The sequence below is a fragment of the Shewanella sp. Choline-02u-19 genome (assembly GCF_002836205.1).
In the GTDB taxonomy this organism is placed as follows: domain Bacteria; phylum Pseudomonadota; class Gammaproteobacteria; order Enterobacterales; family Shewanellaceae; genus Shewanella.
Map to the genome: position 1 here is coordinate 3,363,945 of NZ_PJBE01000013.1, position 17,738 is coordinate 3,381,682.

Consider the following 17,738-nt stretch of genomic DNA (forward strand, 5'->3'; position numbering starts at 1 on the left):
CTCAGCCTGCTTTATTAAACAGATTTATCAGGCAATAAAACGTTTTTCACAGAGGAGGATTGCGATGAGAATAGGGATTTTGCAATGCGATGATGTCACCGAAGCACTGCAAGCTAAACATGGTAATTATCCGATGATGTTTACTCGCCTGTTTGAGAATTTAGACACTGAATTAGCATTTTCTGTTTACCGAGTGATTGATGGCAGCTACCCCGATTCATTGGATGAATGCGACGCCTATATTACGACAGGAAGTCGTTATGGGGTCAATGATGATGAAGCTTGGGTGATCCAGTTTAGGCATTTCATCGCCAAACTCTATGCCTGTAAGAAAAAGCTCATTGGGATCTGTTTTGGTCATCAGATGATGGTCAAAGCGTTGGGAGGTGAGGTCATCAAATCTCCAAAAGGCTGGGGCGTAGGTGTGACTACATCAATGATCACTCAGAGAAAACCTTGGATGGATGGAGCTGCAGAGGCGATATCTTTGGTGGTAAGTCATCAAGATCAAGTGAGTAAACTGCCTGAAGATACTGAGATTATTGCCGCCAGTGATTTCTGCCCCTTCTATATGATCCAGATAAACGACCACTTTCTTGGTGTTCAGGGACATCCTGAGTTTAGTAAGAGCTACTCAGAGGATCTAATGGATGCCCGCCGTGACAGGATCCCCCATCAAAGAGTTGAAATTGGCATCGAGTCACTGTCGCTTCCAGTTGACGATAAACTCGTGACTCGTTGGTTTGTGAACTTCTTATATTAAAAGGATGACCATCGTCGGTTTGATGGTCAACTCTAAGTAGAGATGTTAGTTGTGTCCCAAAAAACTCACGCTGTTATGGTATGGGCCTGCTCTTATCAAAGATCAACAACGCAGGGGTAGAATAAGTGCTCCAGCCAATATCAAAACTAACTCGGTAGGGCTACCTTAGATTTATTCACAGCATTGCGACAGCTGGGTGATTTCTTGCCGCGATAATTCTTGCACCCCCAAAACTCCCCTCGAGTGCCTTCTCTCAATACCATATCGCCACCACAAACATTGCAAAGCGGTATGGTATGGCTGCAGTCGTCATTAATGCAAACCTTGAAGCCAGTAAAACGTTTACGTGTCATCGCGCTACCACAACGATCACAGCCCTCCTCTTTGTGATCGCACAAGGGAAAGTGAGAGCATGAATAGAAGGATTTAAACTGACCAGTTCTTGGCTTTAGGGTCCCCGTTGTACAACGAACGCATTTGATCTGTTCAAACAACTTTTGTACTAAAGAGGTGCTGAACTCTGCTTGCGCTATTGGGTATCCGTCTTGAAGCAGCTCAACCACAAACGGACTAACATCCGTCATGTCAGCCAATACATATACCCGGTGCTTTGCCCGGGTTAACGCCACATAAAACAGTCGACGCTCCTCAGCATATTCAAATGCTTCCGACTTTGGCAAAAAGGCATCCAGTAATGCAGGAGTGACTTTCTTTGAGGGGAAACCATGCTTACCGGTTTTCATGCCAGTAATCACCACATAATCGGCCTCTTTACCTTTAGATGCATGAAACGACTGACATTCAATGGTTAAACTTGGGTATTTGGAATTTAGCAGCTTCAGCTCATTTCTGTCAGGTAACTGAAACCAAAAACGGCCAAGTAAATACACAGTCGGCTTGCGCTTGGGATCATCGTCATCCAAGTTCGCTCTTGCACTCAGCGCAGTTAATGCTTGTTCCAGTGCATTGGGGCTGGGATTGTCCGTCGTCGGCTTGTCATTATCTCCACGCTGTATAAGTGAAACGGCAGGTTGATTGACTTGAACAACCGATCGAATATCCTTCTTTAGTTGTGTCGGATTCTGAGTCACAAATTGGGTCGCGACCTCGCCAATGCTGCTGTTAAATCTAAAGGTGAGATCGAGATAAGTCTCAGCCGTTGCGCCAAAATATTCAGTGAACTTAGTCGTTAAGCTCACATCCGCCCCGGTGAAACGATAAATGGCCTGCCAGTCATCACCGACACAAAATAGTGACGCCTTACTGTTGGAGTGAGCTGAGCTAGAGTCTCGTAACGCGCGCACTAGGCGAGCTCTTGGTTCTGAAATATCTTGAAACTCATCAACCAAAATATAGCGCCATGGACTAATGAATTGACCACTTTGAACATAAGAGATCGCCTTGCCAATCATGTCCTCAAAATCAATATCGCCACAGTCAGATAAATGTTGTTGGTAACGATTTAATATCGGCACCAGCAACTCGAACGCCTTACGTGTCTGCTTGGGGTCCGTTGCGTTGTCGAATACCCTCTCGAGTCCGCGATCATCAACACAAGCCGCTTTATACAATCCAATAAGTTGGCTAAAGAGTTTTGCCAACTCTGTAACCCGTCCTAGTTCATGCAAAGTCGCAAGGATAGCGGCATCAGGTAACGGTGAATATTTGACTTTAAACGCCGTTAAAGCCTGTTCTAGCTCGCCAATTAACAACCCTTTTTTATGTTGGTAATAGAATAGCTCAATGCAAGCAGTCTCATTGTTGCTATGAAGGTCGCGCTTCCATGCCATGGATTCAAGGTATGCCTTGTTATCAATGTAAGGTGCGGTATTGTCTGCTTCATCAACGCCATAATACTCAATATAAACGCCATACTCTGGCAGGTAAAAATCCGGTTGATATTGGCGAAAATCGATACTGCTGACATCATGCTCATACTTAGCTTCGTACTGATATTCGATACCATTACTGAAGAGCCAATTAGCAATATAAAGTTCACCAAAGCTCTTTACCCTCTCAGCTTTAAGCGTACGAATATCGTTGTCATTGAGGTATTCAAAATATTCGCCTTCGGAGTCAAAATCGAAAGGACTTTTCTCAACATAATAGAACTGACTGAAATACTCGAAAAGCTGCTGACGATAGTCCTGATCTTCAAGCAGTGCAGCGAGTGTTTGTTGTACCCAGTTATCTTTGGCTTTTTCATCATCCGCCCATGGCGACAAACTGGGCGCAGTTCTCTCCACTGCGGCGATGATCTTTAACCCCAGACGGTGAAAAGTGCTCGCGTTAATCTCATCAGTCCCAAGCTTATCTTTGATCCGTTGATCCATCTCATCAGCCGCTTTTCGGCCATAAGCTAGCAATAAGATCTCACTCGCTTGGGCTTTGCCACTCTCAACTAAGTACCCTGCACGCCCGACCATGACACTGGTTTTTCCGGTTCCCGCCCCAGCGAGCAGCAAATTGTTATCATCATCAATAACACAAGCCAGTCGCTGCTTATCCGTTAAAGGATTAGATTCAATATGGTCAAAAAAATCAGCATGCTTAAGCAGTTGAGATTGAATATAGCCTTCACGCAGCTGCTTTATGGTCACTTTATCCCAGCGATAAAACTGCTGTAGCTTATTTAGTGCGAGCTTAGTCGGTGTTGATAATTCAAACGACTTATATAAGGGATCGCACAGGGACTGGCACCAAGGGAACCAGCGTTTATATTCTCGCGCTATTCTTAACTGCATCTTCTCTAGTAGCGATGCACGTAGATAATGATTAGCGAGGGTAGCTTCAATCCGCGTGATTAAACGGCATAACAGCTGTTCATGAGCTTGCGCCCACAGTACTTCAACTTGTTGTTTGAATTTTGATTTGGCTAAATAACTGAGAAAAGCAAGCTGTTGTGGCTTGCCATCAACTTGAAAACTTAGCAAAGTTCCAAAAAAGCTCAGAGAGAAAACAGGTGGAGATATTAGCTGCTGCCAGGATATATGCACCTTATCAACTGCAGTTTGGGGTTTGCGGTACAGCGCTAAAAACTGGCCTTTAGCACAGCTAAATTCAATACCATCAGCAGTTAACTTAACCGCATTAGATTTGCCTAAATACAGCTGGCCAAACCAACTGTGGCTAATACTTTTTTCGATGTTTTGTGGCAACAATTTAAAACCTACGACTAAATGGCTTTACGCATATTGGACGTCACTATATCGCAATTTTGCGCTGCTAATAATTATCTTTCTAAGCTTAGTGAAATACATCGCGGGCTTTCAGTGTGCAGCATGGTGTAGTAGTTGGGGCAAACGTCAATAAGGTTGGTAACCAGATCCACTTAATAGTTTTCACCAGTAGTGGCTGTATCAACTTTATGATGAAGCTGAATAAAGCCTTTTCCATCACGCAATAAACAGCATTTAAGTTGAAATTACAAACAGGGCAGATGACTCCTTAGTCCTCAATTCACGCAGCTCTTGCGTTAGGAATACGCCGATAGATATGGCTTACGTCAATACGAACTATTGAATTAGCCAAGTTTGAGTTAGAACGACTATCCGCCCTCTTGGCTGAATAGCCTTGCCCTCCAAATAGGTACGCCGCTCACCGACAAGTGTTAGCATTTGTTTTCGAGTGAAAAAGCCGCTATTGGTTGATAGCGGCCAGTCTCAAATGCAGGGCGAGACGTTATAAGGTACAGTAACTAATTTAGAGCTTGTGAGACTCAGCGAGCTTAGCTTCTGAGTGACAGACAGAACAAGATTCAAGATTGTTCTGTTGCACTACGATATCACCCTCTATATCAGCACCGTGAAGTGGTGCATTAAAGAGCGCGCCATTACTAATCATATGTGATTTGAGTGGCTCGCCGCCGCCGCTATGACATGACCAGCATGTTGCCGCCGCTGGAGATGTTAGTGTGAACTCTGCGTCTTCAGAATAAGCATCACGAGTAACAAACATGCCCGATTTTTGGATATCATCAAGCTTCACAGAACCGCTAACGTGACACGCTGCGCAATCCTTAATATTTGCAGGATATTTCCAATCACGTATAGCGCCGTCTTCTAGATTTTGCTCTTCTCTGTCACCAGCATGAAGCGCGTGGACATACACCGACCAACCAAGATGGTTTAGTACAGTATCGTCTGGTGCAGTTTTTGTTGCATTAAAGGTTTTATCCCAAATAGCGATATTTGGGTTATGACAAGTTGAGCATTGCTGTTCAAGATCGTTGCGACGAGAGTGCATACCGTAAGCCATGTCACCATGACACGCAGCACAAAGCTCGTTACTTACAACCTGGCGACGCTGGGTATCAGCTAAGCCTTGCATGTCAAAGAATGATGTAACAGAGCGCAAGCGATTTTGGATAGCACCATCGGTACCAGATGGCTGCAGCTCACCTGCTTTGTTAATCATAATGGTTGATTCAATCGATACAGCACCTTTAGCTATCTCAGTACCCGTTGGAATGATTAAACCCGTATCATTTTTGGTTGGGTCTGGGTTTAGCGCACCGGAAATAACAAAGGCATACTGACCAGCGCCAACCGGAACAACTTCCATTTCATTCAACTTAGCATTAACGCTATGATCAGCCATACGACCAAGCTTACCGCCCACTAATGTTTCCATAGTGAGCATTTTATAGTTGGTTGATGCGTCCCAAGCTAACGTTGCACGTAAAGCTTTAAAGTCAGGCATTTCAGTCACGGGAGTACCGGCCGAGTCACGGATCTCTAATACTAAGGCAATTTCAGCGGTATTGTAATCGTGGCCGCCACGAGTGCTGGTGACCGGTGTAGCTTCAACGCTAATAACTTCAATACTAAACATATCACGTGCTGTCGCTAGCGCTTCAACCGGTGCAACATGGATTTCAGCAACATCGTGACAAACACCACCACAAGTCATTGGCATATCGATACCGTGAGATGGTGCGTAATCCCCTGAGTGACAAGTCGCACAAGCTTTGGCGTCATTACCCGCTAACCAATCTGAAGCGTTAGGAAGTTCGGCTGTATTTTCGCTTTCGTGGCAGCTGAGGCAATTTTTGGTTGATTCAACGTTAGTAAGGTAACTATCGAAGTGCCAACGGTGCGCACGTTCGTTAATAGTACCTTTACCATCTTTTTCACCTGTCGCGTGGCAAGATGCACAAGCGTTAAGGTCGTTAGCATAATGTGGTGAACGGTCGTAAGAGTCATATCGGGCATACGAAATATCGGTATGACAAGCTAGGCATGAGTCAGTAGATACAATCTTGCGGGTAGTCGTGACAGCTTCGCCGCTAAGCATAAAGTCTATCTCTGGCATTATGTCTTGAACACTGCCAATGACCGGTAAACCACCATAGCTTTGAACACGAACCATAAAGCGCTGTGGTACTTCACTATCAAACTCGTAGCCCTTTGCTGAGGTATCGAGGTCTAATATAGATGTAGGGTTAAAGACTGTGTATGTCCCATCTTCATTATCCGTTAAGCAAGCGCCTGCTTCATTATTAGCACTACAAGTAACATAACCAAAGCCTTGGCGTTGAGTGCCACCTTTCTCAAGTGTAGCCAGTTGGCTATGTAGGAACCGCACAGAACCAAGACCTTTAACGAGTTGGTCCTTCTCATTGGTTAACCGAAAGGTAGCAGCGCGAACGCCTTGTTCGTCAATACCGTAAGTCAGGTACTCAAGGTTAAGTGTTTCAGCAGTAGTTGCAAAAACCGGTGGAGTTACTCCATCGGACCCATCGGACCCATCTTTGCCATCTGATCCGCATGCTGCGATACCAAATGCCATAAACACCGCGAGAGGTGCTTTGAGCTGTTTGAGGTTCATCATCATTATCTCTTTTATTATAAAGACCCTATATAGGGTGTGTGTATTCTTTACCTTGAACCTGAATCGAACCTGAGCTAAAGATTAATAATCGATCATTTTTGTTAAATTTGTGACAGAGATGATGTAACTTAGTATTAGATTAACTGATTGATTTAAAATAATATATTAGCACCTAGTTATGGATTAAAAGCTAAACAACCAAACTGTACATTTGCAAGATGCACGATGTATATCCCCAAGCACACCAACGTTAGCAACAAGTCTTTACTGAACGCATTTTGCAACTTACAGCTAACAATAAGCCTACCAACAGCGGTAATCGTAGTGGTGATGATTTTTAACAGACCAAAAATTTGTTAAGTTATTGATTTTAATATATGAGTTTAATAAATATTGGTCTTTAGGTATTTGAAAAAATTATTGTGAAGATGAAGATAGAGTTGATGCTGAACGCAATACGAATTGGCGGCATGCTCCGCCACCAAACCGTTAGCAATCAAGTTATCAACATACCTCTAAAGTAAGATTTCCAGAGTAAAAGTGTGATTACCCGAGCATTTTACTCAAGTAATCATTGTGAAGCACATAAACTGCAAATAATATGCATGTTATATTATTTGCAGTTGTTGGAGTGCCATCATGTCTCAATCAAAAGAAGTTCTGCTAGCTACCCGTGTTGGAGAGTTAGTTGCTAACGATTTTCGTACCGCTCATATTTTCAGTCAATTTGGCATCGACTTCTGCTGTGGCGGCGGGATCTCACTTGAACGCGCAATAGGTCGTTTTGATGCAGATGCTGAGGCCGTATTAAGTGCGCTGCAAAGCTTAGATTCAAATGTGGATACAGAGCAAGGACTAGCACAGTTGCCACTGCCAGATTTACTCACTTACATTGAAGCTACTCACCATAGCTATGTTAGAGAAAAGGCTCCGCTGCTCGTTGAATACAGTCAAAAAATGGTCCGTGCTCATGGTGAGAAACACAGTGAAATTAAGCCACTAGCAGGTTGGATCAATGCATTAGTCGATGATTTGATGCCACATTTAATGAAAGAGGAGCAGATCTTGTTTCCGGCAATTCAAGGCCTGTACAACCAAGCACAAACGCAAACGTGTTTCGGCCATATCAGCAACCCGATTAATGCCATGCTGCATGAGCATGATGATGCACTGCAGGTATTTGACAAGATAAGCGAGCTTACAAATGGTTTTCAACCGCCAGCACATGCCTGTACCACATGGCGAGTTTGTTATGCGACTCTTGCGGAATTTGAAGCGGATTTAAAACAACATATTCACATCGAAAATACTATTTTGTTTCCGCAGGCAATTGCACTAACGGCATAGACATATTTTAAGCCAGCTTACTCGTTAAGCTGGCTTATCGATATGATCTAATTAATTAAGCACTTTAGTAACTGAATATCAGAGAGAGTAATATGCGCTAGCTGTTGATGCGCCTTAGCGTATTCTTTAGCGCCAAAACCAGGATTTAGCCATACTGCTTGGCAGCCAGCCTTTCTTGCTCCATCAACATCACTTTTGGCGCTATCGCCAACATGAAGAATACTGGACAGTGGGGTTCCCAGCTTCTGAGCCGCGTGAACAAACATGTCTTTTGCCGGCTTCTGCTTTAATCCATTACCCGGACTCAGCGCAAATTCAAATATGTCACCCAATCCTATACGTTGATAATCGACGTTACCGTTACTGATGGCGATTAAACGATAGTGCTGTTTCAGCAAAGTCAGTAATACGATAACCTCTTTCGACACACTAAAATTACTGCGATAAAATCTAAAGTGCTCTAACCCAGCTTTGGCACCTTTTTTAGCTTCTGCAGCCGAATAACCCAGAGCGATTAACCCATGCTGTAGCAAGATCAATCGCGCTAAACTGGTGTCGTGTTTTAGCGCTGGCTGCTCAGCCAATAAGCTCATTTTAAGCTGACGCCAATCACTGAACTGCCATTGGGTCGAGCGAGGATAATGCTGCAATAAAAACTGTTGCATGGCTGCTTCAGCTTGGGCAATGATGGGTCGATTGTCATAGAGACAATCATCCAGATCAAAGCTAATCACGCTAAAGGCTTGCGGTCGAATAGAGATATTCATTATTTGTTACCGCCCTTTTTCGCTCGTGGATGCGCGCCATCATACACCTTCGCTAAATGTTGAAAATCAAGGCTAGTATAGATTTGGGTAGTCGACAGATTGGCATGTCCAAGCAGCTCCTGTACTGCACGTAAGTCAGCACTGGATTCAAGCATGTGGGTCGCAAACGAGTGACGTAACTTGTGTGGATGTACTTTAATGCCCAGCGTCTGCTCTTGGCCCCACTTAGCCAGCCTTGCTTGAATACTACGGTGAGCTAAGCGGCGGCCCTTTGCCGTCACAAACAGAGCGTCGTCCTCACAGGCAATAGCACGCCGAATATCAAGCCATTGTGTGATCGCAACCAATGCTAACTTACCAATTGGTACGATGCGCTCTTTACTGCCCTTGCCCAACACTTTGACTTGCGCTTGTGAAAACTTAATATCAACAACATCTAGTGCTGCAAGCTCTGCAAGTCGTAAACCAGAGGAGTAAAACAGCTCCATTATCGCCTTGTCTCGATAGCTTAATGGGTCATTAGCATCGATTTCGAGTAGATGGGTAACGGAATCAATATCCATATTTTTAGGTAAAGGTTTGCCTTGCTTCGGGGACCTAAGGTTAAGTGCGGGGTTAACCGAGATCTGTTGATCTCTTAGCAGGAAATCGAAAAATTGCTTAATCGATGACAGCGTCAGAGACAAAGAGCGAGGGCTTAATCCTTGACGGTGTAGTTTAGCAAGTATGGCTTGCAGTGACTCATGTTGTAAGTCTAGCCAGCTATCATTAACTGAAAACAATGTTTCAACACGTTTCAGCTCAAACAAGTAATTTCTCACGGTGTAGGCTGACACTTGTCGTTCGGTTTTCAGGTAACGCTCAAAATCGATAAGCCAAGGTGACGTGCCCGAAGATACATTGTCAGCCATAAAGCCTCTCTGTTAAATTTTAGACAACTGATGGTCCAATAACTGCTTGAGTTGAGAAAGTAATAGATGATCCATATCGGGATGAAAGTGCATAGGATCTGAACTTGCAATAGCAAATATCACTTGACCACACTCGTTAGACAAACGAGATAAAGCGACTGAGCCGACCTCGGAACCAAACAAACGTTTCGACTCTTCAATGGTTAATCGACCAAAATAATAACCTGAATCTAAACGCTTTCTCCAAATATGAGACAACGCACTGTCGATGTCATGCACGGTGATTAATCGAACATGGCTAAATTGAAACTGCTCTTTTAAGCCGCTTGATAATACCTGACGCAACTCGCCCATATCTTCGCATTTTAGCATCTGCATCGACAATGCACTGTTAAACATGTAGATCTGCTCGTTACGTGACGCCATTGACAGTAGAGCGGTGATCTCCTCTTCAAGCTGCGCAACTCGCTGACGTAATGATTCTTGCTGACGTTCAACCAATGAAACGGCTCCTCGTTCAGCATGGGGAATACGCATCGCAATCAATAACTCAGGGTAACGGCTAAAAAAATCAGGGTTATCCAGCAGGTATTCTCGGATCAAGATCTCGTCAAACGGCGGTTGCTTCATGGTGTTATCTGTCATTGAGGAATTTGTCCATCATAAACGTGCTCTGCAGGCCCAGTCATCCATAACGGCTTACCTTCGCCATCCCAGTTGATCATTAATGTGCCACCAGGCAGATCAACGCGTACATTTCTGTCTAGCTTACCCTGTAAAATACCCACCACCACCGCAGCACATGCCCCAGTGCCACAGGCTAATGTTTCAGCTGCGCCGCGCTCATAAACGCGCAGTTTGATATAGCCAGCGTTAACCACTTCCATAAAGCCAACATTAACCCCTTTAGGAAAACGCTCATGTTGGGTCAACTCTGCGCCAATAGTATCGACATCAGTATTTGCCACATCAGCAACGTCAATCACACAGTGTGGATTGCCCATCGATACAGCACCACAAAGGTAAGTCGCTGAGGACGCCATTAGCAAGTAGGTCTTTTCCACCTTTTTTGCGTTAAAAGGTATTTTAGCCGGTTCGAGCACGGGCACGCCCATGTTAACCGTGACTTTACCGTCTCGCTCCAGTCTCAAGGTAATCTTGCCTGACGAGGTACTCACACGGATTTTATGCTTTTGCGTTAAGCCTTTATTGCTCACGAATCGAGCAAAACAACGGGCGCCATTACCGCATTGCTCCACTTCACTGCCATCGGCATTAAAAATTCGATAATGAAAATCAAGATCCGGATCGTACGGGGGTTCAACCAATAATAATTGATCGAAGCCGATGCCAAAATTTCGGTCTGCTAGACGTCGGATCTGATCCGGTGAGAAGAACACATTTTGTGTGACTCCATCAACAACCATAAAGTCATTGCCTAAACCGTGCATCTTAGTGAATTGAATCAAGATGGACTTCCTTAAAGGTAACCGTAGCGGATAGTGTCCATCACGCTACATTCTATTGATCGAGTTTACGGTAGTAATTGTTCACCTTGCCACAATTGGGCAAGATTTTCTCTTTCTCGGATCACGTACGCATTCTCACCATCAACCATCAATTCTGCCGCTCGTGGCCGTGAATTGTAGTTCGACGCCATGGTAAAACCATATGCGCCTGAAGAACGAATGGCTAAATAGTCACCCGCTTGCACATTAAGCTGACGATCTTTACCTAAAAAGTCGCCGGTTTCACACACAGGTCCCACCACATCGTAGCTTTGCGTCTGGCCGCCACGGTCAATAGCCGGAATAATTTTTTGCCACGCGCTGTATAACGCCGGTCTAATTAAATCGTTCATGGCACCATCAACTAAGGCAAAGCGCTTTTCGCTGTTCTCTTTGAGGTATAGCACCTGAGTGACAAAAATACCGGCGTTAGCTGCAATCGCTCTACCGGGTTCGAAAATTAGCTTAAGATCTCGCTCACCTAAACGCTCGAGTAATGCTGCGGCATAGACGTCGGGTTGTGGTGGTAACTCATCATCGTAAGTGACACCAAGACCGCCACCGACATCGAAATGCTTAATCTCGACCCCTAGATCCGCTAAACGATCGATTAAAGCCAACATGCGATCCATTGCATCTAGAAACGGCTTAATCTCAGTTAACTGAGAACCGATATGGCAATCAACACCTTTAATGTCTAACGCTGGCAACACTTTGGCACGTAAGAAAATAGTTTCAGCCTCTTCCATCGCAATACCAAACTTATTCTCTTTAAGCCCGGTTGAGATGTAAGGGTGCGTGCCCGCATCAACGTCTGGATTGATCCGCAAAGACACCGGCGCGATCTTGCCCATTCGATGTGCAACGATACTTAATTGTTCCAGTTCAGCGGCAGACTCTACGTTAAAGCAGTAGATACCAATCTCTAACGCCATCTCCATCTCAGCGACCGTTTTACCTACGCCTGAGAACACCACTTTAGCGGGATCGCCACCGGCCTCAATCACTCGAGCAAGTTCGCCACCTGAGACAATATCAAAACCGCTGCCCAAACGTGCAAGCACATTCAATACTGCAATATTTGAATTCGCTTTAACCGCATAACAGATAAGATGTGGATGATTAGCAACCGCATTATCAAAAGCATGCCAATGTCGCTCCAGCGTTGCTCGCGAATAGATATAAAGAGGTGTGCCATGTTGCTTAGCTAACTCGGCCACCTGACATTGTTCGGCGTAAAGCTCTTCTGCTTGATATATAAAATGATCCACGTCTTTAGTCCTTGTTACTTTCTTCGCTTGGCTTAGGCTCTACGTCTGGCGACTTTTGATCCTGCTCTGCTTGATTAACATCTTGCGGCGGCGCTCTAAATAACGCACTTTTTTGCCCACAACCTAAAAGTACTAGGCTACCAAGCCCGACCAACAAAAACAGCCTCATTTTTTTCAACATCGGTTGACCCTTTAGCGCAATGACCTAAGACAGGAGCAACCCATATCAATGTCCTGCTGTGTGGCAAAAATAGTTATTCTTGATGTTTGCAGACAAGGCCATTATCAGTCAAGCCTATAACGCATTTATATCCGCTGTTTCTACAGTTATTTAGGGGCTGTTTTACTAAGATAAACACCTAAAAGATAGCCATGTGACGGGTTAATAGGCACTAGTCGCTTATTTATCGATATTTTACTGTATCAAACAGGTGTTACAACTCAGGTGAACGACTGGATTAAACCGATATTAAACAGTTACTTAAATTTTATATATTACGTATTAATACATCAAAACCCAATAACCCTAAAATTAATGTGATTGGTAATCGCAGATTGGATTGGTAGTATTAGCTACATTAACTGCAATCTTAAAAATCTGAGGAATAATTAGCATGGCTATAACAGATTTCGAATTTCATCAACTTGCCGATGAAATGTTTCAAGCAATTGATAATGCGTTAGAGGTTCTTATTGACGAGCAAGATGCTGACGTCGATGTCGATGGTTCTGGTAATGTCTTACAATTAGAATTTAACGGCAACTCTAAGATAGTGATCAACAAGCAAGAGCCAATGCATGAGATTTGGTTAGCAACGCAGTTTGGTGGTTATCACTTTGCCTACATTGAAGGTAAATGGTTAGATCAGCGTAACGACACTGAATTCATGCCGTTTGTTATCGAATCTATTTTCAAGCAAAGTGGGCTAAAGCTAGATATCTAGTGTTTATTAAGGAGGAGGAAACTCCTCTTTTTATAAAACCTCCATCCAAACTTAAAACTCCACCTCGTAAGCCTCCTTTGAAACACCAAAAGGCAACGCAATAAGCTGGCCTTTGACGCGTTCCAATTTAAAAAACTGTGGCATATTAAACTGTTCTTTCTCTAATGTTGAGTCATTAAATGCGTGATGATGACTCACCTGGCTCACCAAGCCTTCGACATCAGCTCCCTCTTGAACATAATGATTTAACGCATTATTCTCATCTAGAATAAACACATCGAGTCCTTCTACACGTTGGCGTAAAAAGTACTGAACCGCCCCTTTTGCGGCATAGTCCTGAATAACCGAGGGGAGCTTTGAAAAAGGTTCATTGCCGAGTTCAGGTCGCGGTATTTCAACCAATTTTCTTTTTGAAAGCTGCTGGTAAAAGGACTTTGCATCGCTTAGGTTTTCGAAATGCATACCGCGATTATTAAAGAAGATACCATAGCGGATGGGACCCACTTTGAGTGGATAAACCAAGGTAGATGAATCTTGAGCTTGATCCGTTAAACGAACCGCCCTGTCTAGCAGGTTTTTAACGCTGCGTTCAGTTTGCGAGCGAAGCTTACTTGAGCAGCTAATAACCTCAATGCACACCTCGTGCGTCGCCCTTCTCATTCCGGGAGTCACTGAAGCCAGCGCTTCTAAAATCGCTTTCTCGCCTTCAAAATGATTACAATGCCACTCTCCCCAACTATTTAAACTAATAACATCAATAGACCCCAGCATATTGGTTTTATGCTTGCCCATTGAAAAAATATTACTATTCAAATAATCAGCCATTATCTCTTGGCCAAGCCACTGCTCTGTGGGATCACTATTAAAGTTGAGCAGAAATACCAATTTCTTAAAATGCCAAGGCTGACAAAGCGCCATTTTTGATACTTTCATTGAAGCAAGATCGATCAAGCCATCAAGACGCCTGGCCGCTCGAGTTAAAAACTCAGCTCTGCGCTTGCTCTTTTTAACTTCATACCAGCGAGTGCTTTGCACTGAAATGCCATTGAGTGACGCCCACACCAACAACTTAGCTTTGCTCTTGGAATGGTAAACCGCACTGTGTTGCAGAAATTGTTTGGGATTGGGTGCACATCGATATAAATAGTAATTTTTGTCCTGTTCACTATAGATAATCGAAAGATGATCTTCTGTAATTGAGCGGCTCCAGAGTTGATTAAGCGTCATAATTTGATGCTCATCTTCACTAAAGTAGGTATGTAACTTACGGGTCAACAGACCTAATTCTGAAATCCTCAGGCTCTCACTCAAGCGATGCGCAGAAGCAAAGTGCAACAGCGTTTGATAACTCCCCAGCATTAGCTCATTAAGTTGCTCATTAAACCACTGCAACTGACCACAATGCCAATACTCACAATTATCGAGTGTTTCAACTAAGCTTGCTGCCCAGCCCCAGTTTTCAACCAGTTGATGTATTTTGTAATAACGCCAATCTTTTGCTTGTTCAGAGAAACTGAGCCTCACACCGCATTTAAGATAAAAGCAACGACGAGTGATCTCAAGTCTTCTCGCATCACCCAACTTTAGTAAATAAGTTTCAATAGACTCGTACAATAGATAATAAGCATCGTTTCCTGCAGAAAAGTCGCCCTCTAGAGTGCGCTTCCAAATGCGGTCACTCACTAAACGAGTATGAGGGTATTCACTTGCGTAAGCTTCTAAAAGCAGAACCTTTAGCAACGCTTTATGCGGTTTTTCTACTCCCTTATATAGCTGCCACAATGATGCCCCAAAATATTCGCTAGCGGGTAATGCCCGAGCATCACCAAGCGATAGTAAATGGGCTCTTTTTTTGGCTTGTGGCCACCACGCAATCACCTTTCCGGCTAATTTAAAATGACTACGGTAAAACTCTTCAAGCAACAACCAATGTTGCGCACTACCGCTATGCTCATGGCCCATACTGTTGTACAGATCTTTTTGATCATCTTGGCCCATAACGAATTGTTGAGGATGCACTAAATAGATATTCACTTCGAAATCAAATTGCGCGAACCACTGGGTTAACAAACTCGCTTTCTGCGCTAATAACTCACATTGGCTCTGACTCATCGACTTATTGTGGATCAGCCAAACATCAATATCACTTTGAGAATTTTGCCCAAAGCTAGCCGTGCTCCCCATACTATAAACACCCTCTATAAGCGCGTTAGGCTTAATGGCATTGGGCGGCACGGTAATATCGAGGGTGTCACAAGCTTCAAAATCTTCCGCATTTAAATGGAAATCAAAAATCCCATTAGGCGTAAGCGGTCCATTATAACCGGGGAGTTTATCTGAATGATGGTGTAATAAAACGGGGATTAGGCGTAGCAAATACCGTTTAAGTGGCGACAATAACGCGCTCGCTCGCGCATATCGAATACAATCCAATCTTTCAGCTGCACATTCGAGCATATCGAGCTTTTCTGCCAAACTGAGTCCACTCCTTAATATAAATTGCTATGCCTAATGTATACGTCAAAATGTTCAACGGCAAGCGAGCGTGATCAAGATCACACTTTCTAACGGGATATAACGGGGTGTACTTCAAAGAATTAGCAGCATAACGTTACATCTGCTTTCGGGCAATGTTAGCATTGGTGCAACTAAGATCTAAGATGGAATATTCTGCATGTCTCAAAATGTAATCCGTATCGCAACACGTAAGAGCCCTCTTGCCATGTGGCAAGCTGAATTTGTGAAAGCTGAACTGGAAAGAATCCATCAAGGCCTCACCGTTGAATTGCTGCCTATGAGCACTAAAGGTGACATCATCTTAGATACGCCTCTTGCTAAAGTGGGTGGTAAAGGCTTGTTCGTGAAAGAACTTGAAGTGGCCATACTAGAAGACAGAGCCGATATCGCCGTTCATTCAATGAAAGACGTTCCTGTCGACTTTCCTGAAGGCTTAGGTCTTGAAGTCATTTGTGAGCGTGAAGATCCCCGTGACGCATTTGTTTCAAATGACTTTAAGAGCATTAATGAACTGCCTCAAGGTGCGGTTGTTGGTACTTCTAGCTTGCGTCGTCAATGCCAAATTCGTGCAGCACGTCCAGATCTTCAAATCAAAGATCTACGTGGTAACGTTGGTACGCGCTTAGCTAAGCTAGATGCGGGTAACTATGATGCGATTATCCTTGCAGCAGCAGGCCTTAAGCGTTTAAAACTTGAAAGCAGAATTACCAGCTTTATCTCTGCTGAAGACTCATTACCCGCTAATGGCCAAGGCGCCGTCGGTATTGAATGTCGTACCGCTGATACACGCGTAAAAGCGCTACTAGCCCCACTTGAGCATTTAGAAACTCGTCTTCGCGTCACTGCTGAGCGCGCAATGAATACTCGCCTTGAAGGTGGCTGCCAAGTCCCCATTGGTGCTTATGCAGAGCTTGACGGCGACATATTAAATCTTCGTGGTCTAGTCGGTAACCCAGATGGTAGCCAAATTATTGAAGCGGCTTCATCTGGCCATAAAGACGACGCGGAAAAGCTGGGTATAGCACTTGCTGAAGAGTTGCTAGCCAAAGGCGCTAAAACAATTCTTGATGCTGTATATGCAAAAGCGTAAATCGTATTGATGAAAGTACTACTGACACGCCCTCAAGGGCGTAATCAGTTAATGGAAGAGGCGTTATCGTTAAGAAACGTCTCTTACCTTACGACGCCTTTATTACACGTAAAACCCACTTCAAACCTTGACGCTCAACAGATTGATAGCGCGTTACAGCAAGCTGATATCTTCATCTTCATTAGTACCAATGCTGTCAAATTCGCATCAACTGCAATTACTGATAAATGGCCATCATCGGCACAATACTTTGCCGTTGGCGAAGCCACCTATTTAGCCTTAAAAGCACTTGGTATTAACGCCGAAAAAGCCCCTGCGGATTGCCAGCAAACGGAAGGGTTACTCAGTTTAGCAACACTAAAACATGTGGATGATAAGAATATTGTCATTGTGCGTGGCGTGGGTGGTCGAGAAGATTTAGCGCTTGAACTTTGCCAACGAAAAGCCAATTTGAGTTACTGGGAAGTCTATCAAAGAGGCTGTCCTGAGTTAGATATTTCCAATATTTGCCAACAATGGCAAACCTTCGGTATAGACACTATCATCATCACCAGTGGCGATATACTCGATAACCTCGTCAAAACTGTTCCAAATGAACTATTTGCATGGCTGCAAACTTGTCATATTATAGTCCCAAGCTCCCGAGTATATGACAAAGCTATCGCATACGGTCTAAGTACCGTAACCAATGCTAAAGCCGCTAATACTAATGCCATGCTGACTGCGCTATCTTTATAGCCTGTCACACTAACATTAGTAATGTACTCGTTTTACTGCAGCATCATCGC

At 44.0% G+C, this 17,738-nt stretch carries 14 protein-coding genes; 5 read left to right on the top strand and 9 right to left on the bottom strand.

What is annotated here, in order from left to right:
• Window positions 1-64 precede the first annotated feature (64 nt).
• Window positions 65-763 (top strand): glutamine amidotransferase-related protein, encoded by a 699-nt coding sequence (locus tag CXF83_RS21370; protein ID WP_101089775.1) that lies wholly within the window; start codon window positions 65-67, stop codon window positions 761-763.
• A 146-nt stretch (window positions 764-909) separates the two neighbouring features.
• Here CXF83_RS21370 and CXF83_RS21375 read toward each other — a convergent pair whose 3' ends face one another.
• Window positions 910-3,924 (bottom strand): UvrD-helicase domain-containing protein, encoded by a 3,015-nt coding sequence (locus CXF83_RS21375; protein ID WP_101089774.1) that lies wholly within the window; start codon window positions 3,922-3,924, stop codon window positions 910-912.
• A 541-nt stretch (window positions 3,925-4,465) separates the two neighbouring features.
• Window positions 4,466-6,595, bottom strand: coding sequence for a multiheme c-type cytochrome (locus tag CXF83_RS21380; RefSeq protein WP_101089773.1), 2,130 nt, complete (start codon window positions 6,593-6,595; stop codon window positions 4,466-4,468).
• Between the two features lie 639 nt (window positions 6,596-7,234).
• On the opposite strand from CXF83_RS21380, the gene ric reads away from it, so the two are divergent.
• Window positions 7,235-7,942, top strand: coding sequence for an iron-sulfur cluster repair di-iron protein (gene ric, locus CXF83_RS21385; protein ID WP_101089772.1), 708 nt, complete (start codon window positions 7,235-7,237; stop codon window positions 7,940-7,942).
• 47 nt (window positions 7,943-7,989) lie between these two features.
• Here the strand turns inward: ric and CXF83_RS21390 are convergent, their stop codons facing one another.
• From CXF83_RS21390 to CXF83_RS22600, 6 genes are all read right to left on the bottom strand, one after another.
• On the bottom strand, window positions 7,990-8,709 hold the full coding sequence (locus CXF83_RS21390) for an HAD-IA family hydrolase (RefSeq protein WP_101089771.1): 720 nt from the start codon (window positions 8,707-8,709) through the stop codon (window positions 7,990-7,992).
• Entirely contained in the window at window positions 8,709-9,620 is a 912-nt protein-coding gene (gene xerC, locus CXF83_RS21395; protein WP_101089770.1) for a tyrosine recombinase XerC, read from the bottom strand. The genes CXF83_RS21390 and xerC overlap by 1 nt, the downstream gene beginning before the upstream one ends.
• Before the next feature lie 12 nt (window positions 9,621-9,632).
• Window positions 9,633-10,265 (bottom strand): DUF484 family protein, encoded by a 633-nt coding sequence (locus tag CXF83_RS21400; protein WP_101089769.1) that lies wholly within the window; start codon window positions 10,263-10,265, stop codon window positions 9,633-9,635.
• Window positions 10,262-11,089: a diaminopimelate epimerase gene (gene dapF, locus CXF83_RS21405; protein ID WP_101089768.1), complete on the bottom strand. Its 828-nt coding sequence runs from the start codon at window positions 11,087-11,089 to the stop codon at window positions 10,262-10,264. The genes CXF83_RS21400 and dapF overlap by 4 nt, the downstream gene beginning before the upstream one ends.
• A gap of 65 nt (window positions 11,090-11,154) precedes the next feature.
• Window positions 11,155-12,399, bottom strand: coding sequence for a diaminopimelate decarboxylase (lysA, locus tag CXF83_RS21410; protein ID WP_101089767.1), 1,245 nt, complete (start codon window positions 12,397-12,399; stop codon window positions 11,155-11,157).
• Between the two features lie 4 nt (window positions 12,400-12,403).
• Entirely contained in the window at window positions 12,404-12,580 is a 177-nt protein-coding gene (locus CXF83_RS22600; protein ID WP_157822888.1) for a hypothetical protein, read from the bottom strand.
• A 433-nt stretch (window positions 12,581-13,013) separates the two neighbouring features.
• On the opposite strand from CXF83_RS22600, the gene cyaY reads away from it, so the two are divergent.
• A complete protein-coding gene (gene cyaY, locus CXF83_RS21415; protein WP_101089766.1) occupies window positions 13,014-13,343 on the top strand; it encodes an iron donor protein CyaY in 330 nt (109 codons plus the stop codon).
• A gap of 51 nt (window positions 13,344-13,394) precedes the next feature.
• On the opposite strand, the gene CXF83_RS21420 is transcribed toward cyaY, so the two are convergent.
• Entirely contained in the window at window positions 13,395-15,800 is a 2,406-nt protein-coding gene (locus tag CXF83_RS21420) for a class I adenylate cyclase (protein WP_198553588.1), read from the bottom strand.
• 217 nt (window positions 15,801-16,017) lie between these two features.
• Between CXF83_RS21420 and hemC the strand changes: the two genes are divergently transcribed.
• Both hemC and CXF83_RS21430 read left to right on the top strand, forming a co-directional pair.
• Window positions 16,018-16,950: a hydroxymethylbilane synthase gene (gene hemC, locus CXF83_RS21425; protein WP_101089764.1), complete on the top strand. Its 933-nt coding sequence runs from the start codon at window positions 16,018-16,020 to the stop codon at window positions 16,948-16,950.
• A gap of 9 nt (window positions 16,951-16,959) precedes the next feature.
• Window positions 16,960-17,688: a uroporphyrinogen-III synthase gene (locus CXF83_RS21430; protein ID WP_101089763.1), complete on the top strand. Its 729-nt coding sequence runs from the start codon at window positions 16,960-16,962 to the stop codon at window positions 17,686-17,688.
• Window positions 17,689-17,738: the final 50 nt, after the last annotated feature.

Coding starts and splice junctions, on each gene's coding strand:
- CXF83_RS21370 (WP_101089775.1), top strand. CDS start 65: ATGAGAATAGGGATTTTGCAATGCGATGATGTCACCGAAGCACTGCAA.
- cyaY (WP_101089766.1), top strand. CDS start 13,014: ATGGCTATAACAGATTTCGAATTTCATCAACTTGCCGATGAAATGTTT.
- CXF83_RS21400 (WP_101089769.1), bottom strand. CDS start 10,265: ATGACAGATAACACCATGAAGCAACCGCCGTTTGACGAGATCTTGATC.
- xerC (WP_101089770.1), bottom strand. CDS start 9,620: ATGGCTGACAATGTATCTTCGGGCACGTCACCTTGGCTTATCGATTTT.
- CXF83_RS21420 (WP_198553588.1), bottom strand. CDS start 15,800: ATGCTCGAATGTGCAGCTGAAAGATTGGATTGTATTCGATATGCGCGA.
- CXF83_RS21430 (WP_101089763.1), top strand. CDS start 16,960: ATGAAAGTACTACTGACACGCCCTCAAGGGCGTAATCAGTTAATGGAA.
- CXF83_RS21380 (WP_101089773.1), bottom strand. CDS start 6,595: ATGATGAACCTCAAACAGCTCAAAGCACCTCTCGCGGTGTTTATGGCA.
- ric (WP_101089772.1), top strand. CDS start 7,235: ATGTCTCAATCAAAAGAAGTTCTGCTAGCTACCCGTGTTGGAGAGTTA.
- hemC (WP_101089764.1), top strand. CDS start 16,018: ATGTCTCAAAATGTAATCCGTATCGCAACACGTAAGAGCCCTCTTGCC.
- CXF83_RS22600 (WP_157822888.1), bottom strand. CDS start 12,580: ATGTTGAAAAAAATGAGGCTGTTTTTGTTGGTCGGGCTTGGTAGCCTA.
- CXF83_RS21390 (WP_101089771.1), bottom strand. CDS start 8,709: ATGAATATCTCTATTCGACCGCAAGCCTTTAGCGTGATTAGCTTTGAT.